Source organism: Streptomyces sp. ISL-87 (assembly GCF_018614095.1).
Lineage (GTDB): Bacteria > Actinomycetota > Actinomycetes > Streptomycetales > Streptomycetaceae > Streptomyces.
In genome coordinates, this window is the sequence record NZ_JAGGOY010000066.1 from 1 (window position 1) to 14,530 (window position 14,530).

A 14,530-nucleotide genomic window follows, 5' to 3' on the forward strand; every position below is an offset into this window, starting at 1 on the left:
GTCGAGCACCTGGTCGACCAGGTCGGCTACCAACCGGGCCAAGTGGTCCTGGGGCAGCCAGTCGTCCAGCGACGGGGGCAGCAGCAGGACCTGATGCGGGTCGAAAGCCCGGAACCGCTTGTCCACCGCCGACGGACGACCCTGTGGCTGCTTCTTCTCGACCGGCTCGACCTCGAACAGCCCATCCCCACCACTCATACCGACATCATCCCGCATGAATGATCACGAACCACAGGCGGGTTGCCAGTTACTGACCCACGCTCCTAGCCGGGGCCGTGCGCGCTCCCGCCATGCAGGAACGGCCGCAAGTCGGCGGGGGGAGGTTCGGGAATGGCCGGGAGGCGGAGCGTCCCGTTGAGCGGGTTCAGGCGTTGCACGTAGCCGTCGGCCCAAGCGATCCATGTCTCGCCTCCGTCCCTCTCCGACTACGTACTCGGCCAGGCCCGCTGCGTGGCGCCATGCCTTTTCTTGCGCTTCGAGTCGTAGGGCGCGGGCTGCCTCGGCGTAGTCGATCTTTGCCTGTTGCATCGCAGCTTCCCACTGCAGCCGCTTCTCCCGTGCGGCCTCCAGGTCGGCCAACCGTTTGCGTTCGGCGGCTTCGCCTCGGAGCTCCACCTCCTGCACGATGTCGGCGAGCTGGTCCTCAAGGGGGGCGGGCGTGTCGGCCCACTCTCCGGCCCTGTATCGCAACCCGCCGCTGACGCAGATCCTCAGGCGTTCAGCGGGGGAGTGATCGCACCGATGAATTCTGACCCAGGAGTGCTTCTCTGGGGTCTGGCAAATGAAAAAAACCTTTCAGACTCCCAACTGGTTGGCGCCGAGGAGGCTGACCGGCGGGGCAGGGGGTTAGCCCCACCTCGAAGCAGGTGGCTGACAGGCTCCCGGGCGCAGGCCCTGACCGAAAATACTGGGCCCACAGAGAAGTTGTCGCCCACCGGCCTCGCAGGAGCCTTTCGTGTACGAGCACACGCGTGCAGCAGACGGATCACGTTCGCCCAGGAAGAGGGTTGGCGGCAGGCCCAGGGCGCCGAGGTTGCGGGTGGCTGCTGTCGGGGCGGTCGCGATGGCGGTGGTGACCGCCGGATTCACCCTGCCCGCGTCGGCGGCGGGCGCCGAGGACGCCGGTCAGGCGTCGACCGCACGCGGCGGCCACCAGGCCACGCAGGCGGCCTTGGACGGGGTGGTCCAAGGGGGACCGCCCGGCGCGATCGCGCTCGCCCAGCGCGGGCACGACGTCTGGGCAGGCCGTGCGGGCACTGCCGATCTGGCAACCGGCCGACAGCCGCGGGCCGATGACCGATTCCGAGTGGGATCGATCACCAAGACGTTCGTAGCCACCGTCGTCCTCCAGCTCGAAGCCGAGGGCAGGCTGAGCCTGGACGACACCGTGGACCACTGGCTGCCGGGCGTGGTGCGGGGCAACGGCCACGACGGCACGAAAATCACTTTGCGACAGCTCCTCAACCACACCAGCGGCATCTACAGCTACACCGACGACGCGGACTTCAAACGCAAGGAGTTCAGCACCGACTTCCTCCAGCACCGCTACGACACCTGGACGCAGCAGCAGGTCGTCCAACTCGCCATGACCCACCAGCCGACCTTCGACCCCGGCACAGGGTGGAGCTACTCCGACACCAACTATGTCCTCGCTGCAATGGTGATCCAGAAAGCCACCGGTCACTCGTACGCCCGCGAGATCGAGCGGCGGATCCTGCGCCCCCTGCACATGGACTCCACCACACTGCCGGGCACCCGGGCCCGCGTGCCGGGCCCCAGCGGACGCGCCTACTCAAAGCTGACCGGGGAACTCGCCGGGCCCGCAGATCCGAACAGCCCCACGTACGACGTCACCGAGCTCAACCCCTCCCTCGCAGGCGCCGCCGGGGAAATGGTCTCCAACACCCGTGATCTCAACCGGTTCTACCAGGCCCTGCTCTCCGGTCGGCTCCTCCATAAGCGTCAGCTGGCGGAGATGACCACGACCGAGCCGATCAAGGAGATGCCGACCGTCTCCTACGGCCTGGGCCTGATGAAGATAAAACTGTCCTGCGGCATCGACGTATGGGGACACAACGGCGGCATCCAGGGCTCCATCTCGCAGACCATGGCAACCACGGACGGCGGGCACGTACTGTCATTGAACTTCAACGGCGACTGGAACGTCCACGAACAGCGAGTCGTCGAAGCCGAGTTCTGCGGCGCATGAGTAACGAGAGCGTGACGATCCCCCAGTCGCGGGCGAGGCGGCGGCGCATCCCGACGTAGTCAACCGGAAGCGCCCCGGTCAGCTCGGCACTGACGGCCTGCTCCCCAGCCAGTCCTCACCCTCTCTCACGACGCCCCCACGCCGCATCCGCCTCGGACTCAGCCGAGGTGAGGGATGCGTCCCCGCGCGGTCGGCCAGGGCCCTGCCCAGTCCGGCGACGGCCGGTCAGCTCGGCAGCCCCCACCAGCGCTCCCACACCCAGCATGGGCCGCCAGCATCCGGCCCGTGACGGGCAGCGTGGCGGCGCCCGGCCAGGCGAGGGTGACCGACTTCGTTTCGTCCGGCGGGGCGATCTCCGCCCCGTTCTTGAAGACGGCCAGGCCGGGGTGTGCTCGCCGGTGTGCTTTGCGGACAGCGACCCCGCGCTGGTCTTCAGGTCGACGCCCGCGTACTCGGAGAGCGTGCAGTCCCGACCGCCGCGGTTCTTCAGCTCTACCGCGATGGTGCCGTCGGTGTCGCCACCGATGGTGCTGTCGGTCGCCGTGATCTCCAGGTCGTGGGTGCGGCACTTTGGAGCCCGTTCCGGCGGAGTCCTTCCCGCCGCCCTGATCCGAACTGCCCGAGCTCGAACCGCCGCCCGAGGAGGACGGGGTGGGCGCGGTGGAGGCGGACGACTGGCCGTCTTGTGCCGCGCCGTCTTCGCCGTTCTGGCACGCCGTGAGCGTGAGGCCGAAGGCAACGGCCAGGCCTGCGTGGGCACGCCGAGCACTGGTCGCATCAGGCCGTTGACTTGCTACTTCAAGTTGGCGGAGGCTCGTTGCGGCAATGCCGTCAGGTGGGGGATCCGCTGTGGTGGGTTCTCTCGGGGGAGGAGGGCGCGTACGGTTTTGCCGCCGTCGGGGGTGGCGGTGATGTGAGTGGCGAGGGCGAGATGGTTGACCATGGGCCAGCCGAAGCCTCCCGTGCCGTTGATGAGGTCGGGGGTGCGCATGCGCGGCGCCCGCGAGCTGCCGTCATGGACGGCCACCTCGATGCTGTCGGGGTGGGCGGTCAGGTCCAGTGTGTAGGTGCCGCCCCCGTAGCGCAGGGCGTTGGTGACGAGCTCCGAGACAACCAGGACCACGGTCTCCGCATCCTCGTCGGCGAGAGGGCGGGCGAGACCGCCGAGGAAGAGCTCGGTGCGCTGGCGTGCGTCCGCGGGCGAGGCTGCGGTACGGCCGGTTGCGACGGCGGCGCTCATCATGCCCATCAGGTCACCCTGGTCTCTGATCGTCTGTCCGCGGCTATGCCTGCTCAGCCCTTGTGCCCCGCCCTGTGCGGGTTAATCCGGCAGGGCCCGCCTTGTGTCCGTCCCGTCCGGGGTCGATTACCTCCTCGTCGAACACGCGTAAATCTGTCACAGCTGGAGTAGACATTGGGCGGTGGTGTGGTTATGGTTTCTCTCGTAACGCAGAGAGACCGCAGGGCCTGGCAGAGACGAACTGCCGGGCAGCAGCGCCAGCAGTACACGTACGTGCAGTGCGCAAGACGGTGCGGTGGTGGAGTGTCGAAGCCAGAGCGGTTGTATGACGGCGACGGGGCTGACGACCGGACCGGGTGGCCTGCAGTGATCAGAGGCCGCCACAGGAAGTACCGCAGTTAACGCAGTGGCAGTACCCGCAAGTGCGGTTCGCAGGACCAGCAGTGAAATTGAGTGAGCAGTACCTCGGTGAAGGCGTCGGCTGCGGGCGCGCGCACCGGGAGGTTCGGCAGTGGGGTTCTAAGCCAGAGCAGACGCAGGATGGGCGACGGGGCTGGCTGCCGGAGAGTGACGCTCTGACAGGTCACCAGCAGTACGCAACACCAGCGGTACAAGTAGTTCGCAGTACCCGCGTTACCAGCAGTTCGCAGTATCAGCAGTACGCAGTTCCCGTTTGGTAAGTGAGTGATCCAGAGGGAAGAACGGAGGGATTGGGCACCATCAGGATCGCCCGGACACCACGCGAGTCCGGGTACCGCAGGACATCGATAGTGAGGTGGTCTCCGGTCACGCATCCGCGATCCCCGCACCCCCGACAGCATTCAGGTCGGGCCTGCGGAAACCGAAGGCCGGCGCAGTACCAGGGCCGGTAGATGGTGTAGCAGTTCCTTCGGGGCCCGGGTGCCATACGGCACCCGGGCCCCTCCGCGTGTTCAACAGAGAGGTTCGATGAGAGCAGACGAGTCGCTCGGCCGTCTCGATGACGACAACTACCCCGCTTACACGATGGGACGGGCCGCCGACATGCTCGGTACCACCCAGGGCTTCCTCCGCGCCCTCGGCGAACGCCGCCTCATCACCCCGCTCCGCTCACCGGGCGGACACCGCCGCTACTCCCGCTACCAACTGCGCATCGCCGCCCGCGCCCGCGAGCTCGTCGATCACGGTACGCCCGTCGAGGCCGCCTGCCGCATCGTCATCCTCGAAGACCAGCTCGCAGCGGCACAGCGTTTCAACGCCGAACATCACGGTTCCGAGGCCCGGGACCAGGTCATCGCGTGACAGGTTTTACTGATCGCGCAGGTGAGGATGAAGCAAAAGGCGCACAGGGTCACCCTGTGCGCGAAGGTGGGGGAGGGCTGGCGGACCAGTGCCTGCGGATCCGGGCACTCCCCGTGGTGAAATGTGACCTGTCCGGCGCCAGGTTTCACATCGGCGCTGAGTGACCGACCTGATCGTCCGAACCCGCGAGCTGCACCCCCGAGAGGCCGCCCGCACCTCATCGGGGCGATCGTCGACGCCGGCAACGGCCACCTCGAGGACGGCGCGACCGTCATGTGCCTGGACTGGCACGGCACCGTCCAGTCCCAGCGCGACGCCGCCACCGGCGCCGACCTCACCGACGCCTCACTCCCCTTAACAACAGGACGCACCGCTCCCGGGCAATGACCCGCTGGCCCGCACGGCCCGCACGGCCCGCACGTACGGGAGAGCTCGGTTTCTGGCATCCGCTACGCGCAGGGGATCAAATCTGTGACCGTGAGGTGAGAGTTTGCCGCGCATAAAGGTGAGGGTTTTTATCGCAGGGAACTGAGTAGAATGGCTTTACGTGCGGGGGCTGCTTCGGCGTGCTACTGTCGATCTCAGTTGCAGTCTTGGTTCGCAAAAATTCAAGCGCTTCCCTTGTTGGCGTTCTCGCCCGCTGGAGGCGCTTTGCATTTCCGCCGATTTTCCGGTCGGGGCAATCATCGCGGCGACTCCGGAACCGCACAGTGTGATTCCGGGCACTGCCCCAAAGGAGATTAATATGGCATCTGGCACCGTGAAGTGGTTCAACGCGGAAAAGGGTTTTGGCTTCATCGAGCAGGAGGGCGGCGGCGCTGACGTCTTCGCTCACTACTCGAACATCGCCTCCTCCGGCTTCCGTGAGCTTCAGGAAGGCCAGAAGGTTAACTTCGACGTCACGCAGGGCCAGAAGGGCCCGCAGGCCGAGAACATCGTTCCCGCCTGACGCTGACGCGCACACGTAGCTGGGGTCCGCACCTTGGGGTGCGGGCCCCAGCTCGTTGTTTTTCCCCTCCCACGCCACGTCGGGTCCCGACGGTTTCGCGTGCGCGGCGGGTGACGGCGCCCGGCGCCGGCCCGCCTCACTGTCCGGCCCGGCGGATACGTCGTCACACGACGCCCCCCGCCGCCTGTAAGCCGTCCGCCGTTTCCCCGGCCTCTTTGACGCACTGCGCGGCACTCTTTTCCGCAAGGCCTACCCGCTCTTTTTTCGGCACGGCTCTGCCCCGTCTTTCTTCGGCTCGTTCTCGCGAATACCATGATGGGAATTCCTCGATACGTGCCGCATCGAGGAAGGTTCCGCATGGACCGCACCCCTCGCACGAACGACCGCTATTCCCGCACCCGTACCGGCGGCGGCCAGAGCGGCGCCCCCCGCCCCGCCCGTTCCGGCGCTCCCGCCCGTTCGGGCTACGGCCGCCGTCCCGCCGCCATCCAGGGCGAGTTCGCCCTGCCGAAGACGATCACTCCGGCGCTGCCCGCCGTCGAGGCCTTCGCCGACCTCGACATGCTGGCCCAGCTGCTGGCCGCCCTGGGCGCCGAAGGCATGAGCGTGCCGTTCCCGATCCAGGCCGCGACCTTGCCCAACACGCTGGCGGGCCGCGACGTCCTGGGCCGTGGCCGTACTGGCTCCGGCAAGACTCTCGCCTTCGGCCTGGCCCTGCTCGCGCGTACGGCGGGGCAGCGCGCCGAGCCCGGGCAGCCGCTGGCCCTGGTCCTCGTTCCCACCCGCGAGCTCGCGCAGCAGGTCACCGCGGCGCTGACCCCTACGCCCGTGCGGTGAAGCTGCGCCTGGCCACCGTCGTGGGCGGCATGCCCATCGGACAGCAGGTAGGCGTACTGCGCGCAGGCGCCGCGGTCGTCGTCGCCACGCCCGGGCGGCTCAAGGACCTGATCGACCGCGGTGACTGCCGGCTGAACCAGGTCGCGATCACGGTCCTGGACGAGGCTGACCAGATGGCCGACATGGGCTTCATGCCGCAGGTCACCGCCCTGCTGGACCAGGTGCGCCCCGAGGGCCAGCGGATGCTGTTCTCCGCCACCCTGGACCGCAACGTCGACCTGCTGGTGCGCCGCTACCTCACCGACCCGGTTGTCCACTCGGTGGACCCCTCGGCCGGCGCGGTGACGACGATGGAGCGCCACGTGCTGCACGTCCACGGCGCCGACAAGCAGCGGATGACGACGGAGATCGCGGCGCGCGAAGGCCGGGTGATGATGTTCCTGGACACCAAGCACGCCGTCGACCGCCTGACCGAGCACCTGCTCAACAGTGGAGTGAGGGCCGCTGCGTTGCACGGCGGGAAGTCGCAGCCGCAGCGCACCCGGACCCTGACCCAGTTCAAGACCGGGCACGTCACCGTCCTGGTCGCGACCAACGTCGCCGCGCGCGGTATCCACGTCGACAACCTCGACCTCGTCGTCAACGTGGACCCGCCGACCGACCCCAAGGACTACCTCCACCGCGGCGGCCGCACCGCCCGCGCCGGCGAGTCCGGCAGCGTCGTCACCCTGGTCACCCCGAACCAGCGACGTGAGATGACCCGCCTCATGCAGGCCGCCGGGATCGTGCCGCAGACCAGCCAGGTCCGCTCCGGCGAAGAAGCCCTGAACCGGACCACCGGCGCCCAGGCGCCCTCCGGAATCCCGGTCACCATCACCACACCGGTCTCGGAGCGGCCCAACCGCGGCGCAGCATCCCGAGGCCGGCGTAGGCCCGTTTCGGCTGCCCGGCGGGTGAGCGTGCGGCAGTCCGCCTTCGATGCGGCGGCCTGATAACCACGTGATCCGGAAACTGATCCGTCTATGCAGGAGGCGCGTTGTGACGCTGGTCCAGATGCAGTCCCGCTCGGCGAACGCCAACCTTGTGTGCCGGACGGTGAACGAGGCGATGGACGCGGCCGATCCGCAGGTCTGTGACGACATGACGGTCCAGGTGGCCTTGTCCGTCATGGCCAGCGCCATCAGCGCTGGTCATCTGCTTGTCTGTGACGAGGACGGCCTGTGCACCGGACTGGTCACCCTGGCCCGGCGCGCCGTCGTCCGCGACGGCTCCGCGTACACGGACCAGGTCCGGCTGCGCGACGTCATGGGCGACCGCGGTCCGGTCACCTCGTCGGTGACGACGATGGCCGAGGCCGAGCACGCCATGCGCTACCGCAGGCTCGACGCCCTGCCCGTCGTCGATGAACAAGGCAGCGCTCTGGGCGTTCTCGCCCTTGCCCGCTGAGCCGCCTCACCGCGGCACGACCGTCCCCTACTTCTTCCAGTGAGGCATCATGCGCTGTGTCATCGCCCGTTTCCCGTTCGACCTGACCAAGAGCGGCGTCCTGGAATCGATGAAGGGCATCAAGCCCGAGCAGGTCATCGGCGAGTCCGTGATCATCGGCCGCCGCACCTACCCCGTCAAGCAGGTCGGCCAGGTCATCACCCGCCAGGACCGACGCGACTTCAGCATCGGCGAAGTCCTCCGGGCCATGACCCAGCTCGGCTTCACCTGCCGCGGCCTTCCCAGGGCCGCCGCGCCCACGCGCGTCCTCAGCCCACTCCAGCAGGCTTCCGCGATGCTGGGCATCCCGGTGACCGTCTGACCGTCTGACCGACGGGACCCGCGCGAGCTGGCACACGAACAGTGAGGGCCGTCCGACCGACATGCGCCGGTCGGACGGCGCTCCTCTACGTGGGGGCGGGTCATTGGCCGGGTTGGCTTGAGTCGCCCAACGAGGTGTGCAGGCGGATCGTGGTGCCGCTCTGCGGGGTGGATCGGATTTCGACGAGGTCGCACAGCTGGTGTACCAGCCAGAGCCCGCGGCCGCCGGGGCTTTGGTAGGTGGGCCGGATCCGGCCAGCGAGCGGGTTCTCGATGTGGCCGGTGTCGTGGAACTCGCAGATGAAGGTCGCGTCCTGGGTCCAGGTGCGCAGGGTTCCGTGGCCTCCGCCGTGGCGGATGCTGTTGGTGGCGACCTCGGTGGCCGCGAGGAGGAGTTCGCTGAGCCGGGATTCCGGGAGGTCCGCCTCGGCGGCGCAGGCGGTGATCCTTTCGCGTACGGCGGCCAGGTCTCCGCGGGCGTAGGACAACTCGTCCAGCGGTCCGCAGGGCCCGGCGAGTTCCTCGAACGTGTAGGGGGCGTCCCGGTCGTAGTCGGCGCTCGGTTCGGTGGTTCCGTCGCGGCGGATCAGGGGATGGCAGCGGGTCAGTGCCTGGAGCGAGGCCGGGTCCTCGTCGGCGGTGTCGTAGGGGCACAGCAGCCACCAGGCGGTGCTCTGCGCGAAGGCCAGGTTCAGGAGCCATTCGTGGTAGCGCAGTTCGGCGGCCTCCGAGGGGGTGCGCGCCTGGTGCCAGGCGGACTCGCCGATGCCGCGCAGCGGCCGGCCCTCGGCGGCGTGCCGGGCGATCTCGTCCTGCCAGACGGCGAGGAGCCGGCCGGGGTTGCGGCCGGGGGTCGCGGCGTCAATGAACGTGACGGATTTGGAGTCCGGGAGTTCGGCGCGCAGCAGGGCCTCGCGGTCCCCGGGTACGGAGACGATGACGCCTGCCCGGGCGTCGAGGGCCTCCTGGATGAAGCCCAGGGCGCCGTGTAGGAACGCATCGTCGCCGAGGTAGGGGTAGAGCTCGTGGCGGAAGCCTTCCTGCGGCTGTTCCTGCCGGACGGAGGTGGTCATCCGAGCACCTCCACCGGGACCTCGGGAACGGAGTAGCCGGACAGCTGCCAGGACAGCCGCACGATCCGGTTGGCGCCTTCGACGGTGATGGTCCGGTCGGGCAGGTGCAGCGCGGCGTCGACCAGGGCGCGCATCCCGGCGGCATCGATCAGCTCGACGTCCTCGAAGCGCAGCCGGATCGCGGGCGTGTGGAGCGCTGCGGCCCGCAGCACGGACCCGAACGCGTGTGCCCCGTCCGAGTCGATCACGCCTGTCACCTTCCAGCCCTCGCTTCCCGATCTGAACATGTGAAACCCGGGCAGTTCAGGTCGGTTGCCCAGTGTCTGCGGGTGTACGCACATGACCTGCTCCAGCTCCGCGGCGTCCCACGTACCGGGGAGGTAGGCACACACCACGGTGGCGCCGCTGAGGGCGGCGACCTCGTCGAGGCCCAGCTCACTCTCCAGGAGGGCCGGCATCCCCGGTGAGGCGTCGCCCCCCGACCCGCGGCACGCGAGGACGCGGACGGAACGGAACCCTTCGCGACTCGCCCGCTTGAGCTCTTGGTAGACCGCGGAGACGATGGATCCGGCGGTTTCGAAGGGGTCGATCACCACGGCCGAGGAGGGGAACGCGCGCAGCTTGCGGACCTCCGCCAGCGGCCCGGGAGCGCCGACCAGCACGAGCCGGTCCCCGAAAAGCGCCCCGTCCGCGACGAACGGAGCCGAGTCGGTGGCCAGCCCCCGGGCATCGTCGATCACCCAGCAGACGTGATCTCCCACTTCAACCTCATCCAGCGTAGCCAGAGCTCGCATTCCTCTCACCCGGCCTCCCCACCGTCGCAGCCAAGAATACGCCGCCCGCTGATCGTCATATGGGCCCATGAGGCGGGGGAGGAGCCCACCGGGCAGCAGTTATGGAGCCTCTTCGGCGTGCGGCTGGCACAGTATGCGGATCGAATCGAGTCTGGCTCCGACTGGCCGAAGGGGGGAGTCCCCGGATGAGGCGTGCACCGCACGGCGCGCGATCCTCCCGGTGAACCGTGCGGAGGAGGCCAGGCCCGCACCACAGTCCACGATCGGGATGGGGTGACCTGCGCGGCCCGTGAGCGCAGGCCGTAGCCTTCGGGCATGACCGATGCGCAGACCACGACGCCCCGTGACGCTTTCGAGATGCTGCTGGCCGGTAATCGGCGGTTCGTCGCGGGCACGCCGGAACACCCGAACCAGGACGCCGCCCGCCGCGCCGAGGTCGTCCCGGCCCAGAAGCCGTTCGCTGTGCTGTTCGGCTGCTCTGACTCCCGCCTGGCCGCCGAGATCATCTTCGACCGCGGGCTGGGTGATCTGTTCGTGGTCCGGACCGCCGGGCACGTCGCGGGCCCGGAGGTGCTGGGCAGCATCGAGTACGGGGTGGGTGTGCTCGGCGCCCCGCTGGTCGTGGTGCTTGGCCACGACGCGTGCGGCGCCGTCGCGGCCACCCGCGCGGCGGTCGAGGACGGCACGGCGGCCGGGGGCTACGTGCGGGATGTGATCGAGCGGGTCACCCCGAGCGTTCTGGCCGCCCGCGCCGCGGGGCGCACCGAGGATGCGGACTTCATCGCCGAGCACATACGGCACACCGTCGACCTGCTGCTGGACCGCTCCCGCGTCCTGGCCGAGGCGGTCGACGCCGGGCAGGCCGCGGTGGTGGGGCTGTCCTACCGGCTGGCCGACGGCACCGCCAGCCCGGTCACCGTTCGCGGCATTGAGGACGTGCTGGCCGACTTGGCGCCCTGACGCCGGTCCTCAGCGTTCCTGAAGACCGCGCGCGACCTTGCGGAGTTCGTCGGCGCTGATCGCCCCGGCGCGCAGCAGGACGGGGGAGGTGGCGGTGATGTCCACGATCGAGGACGGCACGTCGGCAGGGGTCGGGCCGCCGTCCAGGTACACGGCCACCGTCTCACCGAGCATCATGTGGGCGGCGTCGCAGTCCTGCGGGGAGGGCTGGCCGGTCAGGTTGGCGCTGGAGACGGCGAGCGGCCCGGTCTCGTTGAGCAGGTCCAGGGCGACCGGGTGCGCGGGCATGCGCAGGGCTACCGTGCCTCCGGTTTCGCCGAGGTCCCACGCGAGCGACGGCTTGTGGCGTGCGACCAGGGTCAGGCCGCCCGGCCAGAAGGCGTCCACGAGCTGCCGTGCCTGCTCGGGCAGGTCGTCGACCAGGCCGTCCAGATCGTCCGGGGAGCCGACCAGTACCGGGGAGGGCATGTTCCGCCCCCGGCCCTTGGCGTCCAGCAGTCGGGCGACCGCCGTGGGGCTGAAGGCGTCCGCGCCCACCCCGTAGACGGTGTCGGTGGGCAGTACCACGAGCTCACCGCGGCGCACTGCCTGTGCTGCCTCGCGCAGCCCGGCGGCACGCTCGGAGGCGTCCGAACAGTTGAAACACGGCATTCCATGTCCTCCCGCTGAGCGAGCCGTCGGCTCGACACCATCGATCTAGACCCGGAGGCTACCGGTCGAGTGGGCGGTGCCTCTGCCCGACGCCCGTCGCCGGGACAGGTCAGCTGCCCCGGGGTATACGAAGGTCCCGCGAGTGATGCGCCCGATTCAACGATGCCGGCTCATCGCGGCGATGCCGGCGCTGCCGTGGGTCTCTCGGGGTAGGAAAGCGCCTAGGGTTTTCCGCCGCCGGGGGCCGTGGTGACGTGGATGGTGCGACGGCGGCGGCCCCGACGTCTTCGCCCACTACTCCGCGATCAACTCCTCGGGCTTCCGTGAGTCCAGGAGGGCCAGGTCGTGACGTTCGACGTCACCCAGGGCCAGAAGGGCCCCCAGGCGGAGAACATCAACCTGGCCTGACCACCCCGCACGCAGGCAAGGAGATCGGCCCGTACGGCTGCCCCGTGCAACCGGTACCGCCCGCAACGGTCGCTGAACTCGTCCGGGGTCTCGGCGGGATCTGAGACGCACACGGATCCCGTGGCCTGGCCCAGACGGTCCTGGACTCTGCGTGGCAGACGCCATGGTGCACCGCCCGGAGCCCCTCCGAGGTCCCTCATCGTCCCTAGGTTGTCCGGCGGGTATTGGGGAACGAGGAGAGACGATACGAGCCGATGATGCTGGCTGGGTTCGGTTGCCGAGGGTGAGGAGACGGGTCTGTGAGCGGTGTGTGGATGTACGCGCAGGACAGCGGCTACACGTCTCGGCAGTCGCTGGTGGGTTTCACCGTGGAGGCCGCTGACGGTGTCATCGGGCACGTGGACCGCCAGCAGGACCAGGCCGGCATGCAGCACCTGGTGGTCGACACCGGGGTGTGGGTGTTCGGCAAGAGCGTCCTGATCCCGGCCGGGGCCGTCACCCGCATCGACACCGAAGCGGGCACGGTGAAGGTCTCGGGGACGCAGGAGGAGATCAAGGCCGCGCCCCGCTTCACCACCGACAGCGAAACGGCTGAACACGGCTACCTCTCCGCGGTCGGCGACTACTACCTCTCGCTCCGCCGCCCCCTCGCACCCTGACCCGCGGCCGGGCGGCCACTCGCCTGCCCGCACCCGCGGTGGCCCTGGGGGTGTGCGGCATACCTCGGCATCCGGCCTGGCCCCAGAGCCCGTCGGGGCATCGTCGTGGTCAGTGGGCGGCGAGGAGGATGGCGATGTAGTGCGCGGTGAAGGCTGCCACGGTCAGGGCGTGGAAGACCTCGTGGTAGCCGAACCAGCGGGGTGAGGGGTCGGGGCGTTGAAGGGCGTAGACGACCGCGCCCGCGCTGTAGAGGAGCCCGCCGGTCACGATCAGGCAGAGTGTGGCCGCTCCGCCGCTGTGCAGGAAGTCCGGCAGGTAACGCACCGGCGCCCAGCCCAGGGCCAGGTAGCAGGGGGTGTACAGCCAGCGGGGAGCTCCGACCCACAGGACGCGGAAGGCGATGCCGGCCAGAGCGCCCGTCCACACGATCCACAGCAGAACGGACCGCTGGCCGGGCGGGAGGAGGAGCACGGCGAGCGGGGTGCAGGTGCCTGCGATGATCAGGAAGATGTTGGCGTGGTCGAAGCGCCGTAGAACGGCCTCACCGAGTGGTCCCCAGGTGCCGAGGTGGTAGACGGCGCTCGTCCCGAACAGCAGCCAGGCGGTGACGGAGTACACGGTGCAGGCCAGGGTGGCCTGCGGTGTCCCTGCCAGGCAGATGAGGACGATGCCCGCGGCCAACGAGGCTGGGACCATGCCGGCGTGGAGCCATCCCCGCAGCTTCGGCTTGACCGGTTCCACGAGATCGGCTGCCCGCTCGACCAGGCCGGCAACGGGGTGTGCGTCCTCGCGTCCTCCCACCGTTGGTGCGGAAGAAGCACTGCCGACTTCGGCGTCGTCTCGGGACACTGCTTCCTGTTCTGACTCGTACTGCTGGGCATCACTGGCAACCATGAGTTCATGCTAGGACCCTGCCCGGAGCAGCATTCCGGAGGTCTGCCGCAGCCGCCCCATGGTTTCGATCCTGGCAGTCTTCGGTCAACTGGAGCCGTGGAACTCGTGTAATTCGGCGGGCCATGGGAACGATCAGGACTTCCGAACGGGCCTCTCCGCTCTCCCACGTCCAAGGACCGCCGATGCTTCCTGAGTTCCGCTCCCACGCGTCCGTCCCCCATCAGCTGGAACAGCGGCTGGGGTTGGACCCACGCCTCGAAGCCGGTCGAATCGACGTGGAGCGCGTGGCGGACATCGCCGTCGTCGCCTCGGCCCACTCCGACGGGTACGCGGCCACCGCGCACCTCCTCGGACTGCTGGCTGCGCTCCCCGCTCCCACCGAGGCCGGAGAGCACTTCTGGTCGGACTTGTGGAGGTCTTCGGGCTCCCTCTACCTGCTGCCTGCCAACATCAAGGCCTGCGTGCTGAGTTCGCTGGCCGGAGAAGGAACCGGTCTGGCCGGGCAGATCCTCTCGGCCATCGACGAGATGACGCCTCCCCAGCGCATCGCAGCCGGAGAGGTCATCGGCCAGGCACTCTCCGAGTCCGACCACCTCCCCGACCTCAAAACGCAGGTCATCGGCGAGCTGTGGCTCCGAGACCTCGAACTCACCGCCTGGCGCGTCCTGCACGCGGACCACAAATCAGCCGATCCGGCCGGGCGAAAAGCCTTCCTCGATGCATGGATGAGTGTCTGATCGGCGAATTTGCCCCTACCGTTCCGCCCCG

12 protein-coding genes and 5 pseudogenes are annotated in these 14,530 nt (G+C 69.0%); 10 read left to right on the top strand and 7 right to left on the bottom strand.

Annotated features, from left to right (window positions below; all coding sequences use genetic code 11):
* Window positions 1-180, bottom strand: a pseudogene (locus J7I97_RS24440) (IS1182 family transposase); the annotation flags it as partial.
* A gap of 883 nt (window positions 181-1,063) precedes the next feature.
* On the opposite strand from J7I97_RS24440, the gene J7I97_RS24445 reads away from it, so the two are divergent.
* Complete coding sequence (locus J7I97_RS24445) at window positions 1,064-2,209, top strand: serine hydrolase (RefSeq protein ID WP_214938518.1); 1,146 nt, start codon at window positions 1,064-1,066, stop codon at window positions 2,207-2,209.
* A 236-nt stretch (window positions 2,210-2,445) separates the two neighbouring features.
* Here J7I97_RS24445 and J7I97_RS24450 read toward each other — a convergent pair.
* A pseudogene (locus J7I97_RS24450) lies at window positions 2,446-2,955 on the bottom strand (DUF4232 domain-containing protein); the annotation flags it as partial.
* A gap of 116 nt (window positions 2,956-3,071) precedes the next feature.
* Window positions 3,072-3,458: pseudogene (locus J7I97_RS24455) on the bottom strand (ATP-binding protein); the annotation flags it as partial.
* Window positions 3,459-4,397: 939 nt separating this feature from the next.
* Between J7I97_RS24455 and J7I97_RS24460 the strand changes: the two are divergent.
* From J7I97_RS24460 to J7I97_RS24480, 5 genes and pseudogenes are all read left to right on the top strand, one after another.
* Window positions 4,398-4,730 (top strand): MerR family transcriptional regulator, encoded by a 333-nt coding sequence (locus tag J7I97_RS24460; RefSeq protein WP_214938462.1) that lies wholly within the window; start codon window positions 4,398-4,400, stop codon window positions 4,728-4,730.
* A 745-nt stretch (window positions 4,731-5,475) separates the two neighbouring features.
* Window positions 5,476-5,679, top strand: a complete 204-nt coding sequence (locus tag J7I97_RS24465; protein WP_134068503.1) for a cold-shock protein — start codon at window positions 5,476-5,478, stop codon at window positions 5,677-5,679.
* Window positions 5,680-6,036: 357 nt separating this feature from the next.
* Window positions 6,037-7,508 (top strand): annotated as a pseudogene (locus tag J7I97_RS24470) (DEAD/DEAH box helicase).
* A 46-nt stretch (window positions 7,509-7,554) separates the two neighbouring features.
* Window positions 7,555-7,962, top strand: a complete 408-nt coding sequence (locus tag J7I97_RS24475) for a CBS domain-containing protein (protein WP_214938464.1) — start codon at window positions 7,555-7,557, stop codon at window positions 7,960-7,962.
* 49 nt (window positions 7,963-8,011) lie between these two features.
* Window positions 8,012-8,323: an SCO5918 family protein gene (locus tag J7I97_RS24480; RefSeq protein WP_214938466.1), complete on the top strand. Its 312-nt coding sequence runs from the start codon at window positions 8,012-8,014 to the stop codon at window positions 8,321-8,323.
* Window positions 8,324-8,423: 100 nt separating this feature from the next.
* On the opposite strand, the gene J7I97_RS24485 is transcribed toward J7I97_RS24480, so the two are convergent.
* Entirely contained in the window at window positions 8,424-9,395 is a 972-nt protein-coding gene (locus tag J7I97_RS24485) for a sensor histidine kinase (RefSeq protein WP_214938468.1), read from the bottom strand.
* On the bottom strand, window positions 9,392-10,156 hold the full coding sequence (locus tag J7I97_RS24490; RefSeq protein WP_308364009.1) for an MEDS domain-containing protein: 765 nt from the start codon (window positions 10,154-10,156) through the stop codon (window positions 9,392-9,394). Before J7I97_RS24490 ends, J7I97_RS24485 begins: the two co-directional genes overlap by 4 nt.
* A 348-nt stretch (window positions 10,157-10,504) precedes the next feature.
* Here J7I97_RS24490 and J7I97_RS24495 point away from each other — a divergent pair, with 348 nt between their 5' ends.
* On the top strand, window positions 10,505-11,149 hold the full coding sequence (locus tag J7I97_RS24495) for a carbonic anhydrase (protein WP_214938472.1): 645 nt from the start codon (window positions 10,505-10,507) through the stop codon (window positions 11,147-11,149).
* Window positions 11,150-11,158: 9 nt separating this feature from the next.
* Here the strand turns inward: J7I97_RS24495 and J7I97_RS24500 are convergent, their stop codons facing one another.
* Entirely contained in the window at window positions 11,159-11,800 is a 642-nt protein-coding gene (locus J7I97_RS24500; RefSeq protein WP_214938474.1) for an L-threonylcarbamoyladenylate synthase, read from the bottom strand.
* Between the two features lie 265 nt (window positions 11,801-12,065).
* Between J7I97_RS24500 and J7I97_RS24505 the strand changes: the two are divergent.
* Together J7I97_RS24505 and J7I97_RS24510 are read left to right on the top strand one after the other, a co-directional pair.
* Window positions 12,066-12,208, top strand: a pseudogene (locus J7I97_RS24505) (cold-shock protein); the annotation flags it as partial.
* Between the two features lie 299 nt (window positions 12,209-12,507).
* Window positions 12,508-12,867 (top strand): PRC-barrel domain containing protein, encoded by a 360-nt coding sequence (locus tag J7I97_RS24510; RefSeq protein ID WP_214938476.1) that lies wholly within the window; start codon window positions 12,508-12,510, stop codon window positions 12,865-12,867.
* A gap of 109 nt (window positions 12,868-12,976) precedes the next feature.
* Here J7I97_RS24510 and J7I97_RS24515 read toward each other — a convergent pair whose 3' ends face one another.
* The gene (locus tag J7I97_RS24515) at window positions 12,977-13,762 is read right to left on the bottom strand and encodes a hemolysin III family protein (protein ID WP_214938479.1); all 786 of its coding nucleotides are present in this window, start codon (window positions 13,760-13,762) and stop codon (window positions 12,977-12,979) included.
* Between the two features lie 182 nt (window positions 13,763-13,944).
* Between J7I97_RS24515 and J7I97_RS24520 the strand changes: the two genes are divergently transcribed.
* Window positions 13,945-14,499 carry a hypothetical protein gene (locus tag J7I97_RS24520; RefSeq protein ID WP_214938481.1) on the top strand — a complete coding sequence of 185 codons (555 nt, stop codon included), beginning with the start codon at window positions 13,945-13,947 and terminating at the stop codon, window positions 14,497-14,499.
* Window positions 14,500-14,530: the final 31 nt, after the last annotated feature.

Excerpts from the sequence above, each read along its gene's own strand:
- J7I97_RS24460 (WP_214938462.1), top strand. The coding sequence starts at position 4,398 with ATGAGAGCAGACGAGTCGCTCGGCCGTCTCGATGACGACAACTACCCC.
- J7I97_RS24520 (WP_214938481.1), top strand. The coding sequence starts at position 13,945 with ATGCTTCCTGAGTTCCGCTCCCACGCGTCCGTCCCCCATCAGCTGGAA.
- J7I97_RS24495 (WP_214938472.1), top strand. The coding sequence starts at position 10,505 with ATGACCGATGCGCAGACCACGACGCCCCGTGACGCTTTCGAGATGCTG.
- J7I97_RS24445 (WP_214938518.1), top strand. The coding sequence starts at position 1,064 with ATGGCGGTGGTGACCGCCGGATTCACCCTGCCCGCGTCGGCGGCGGGC.
- J7I97_RS24485 (WP_214938468.1), bottom strand. The coding sequence starts at position 9,395 with ATGACCACCTCCGTCCGGCAGGAACAGCCGCAGGAAGGCTTCCGCCAC.
- J7I97_RS24465 (WP_134068503.1), top strand. The coding sequence starts at position 5,476 with ATGGCATCTGGCACCGTGAAGTGGTTCAACGCGGAAAAGGGTTTTGGC.
- J7I97_RS24515 (WP_214938479.1), bottom strand. The coding sequence starts at position 13,762 with ATGGTTGCCAGTGATGCCCAGCAGTACGAGTCAGAACAGGAAGCAGTG.
- J7I97_RS24500 (WP_214938474.1), bottom strand. The coding sequence starts at position 11,800 with ATGCCGTGTTTCAACTGTTCGGACGCCTCCGAGCGTGCCGCCGGGCTG.
- J7I97_RS24480 (WP_214938466.1), top strand. The coding sequence starts at position 8,012 with ATGCGCTGTGTCATCGCCCGTTTCCCGTTCGACCTGACCAAGAGCGGC.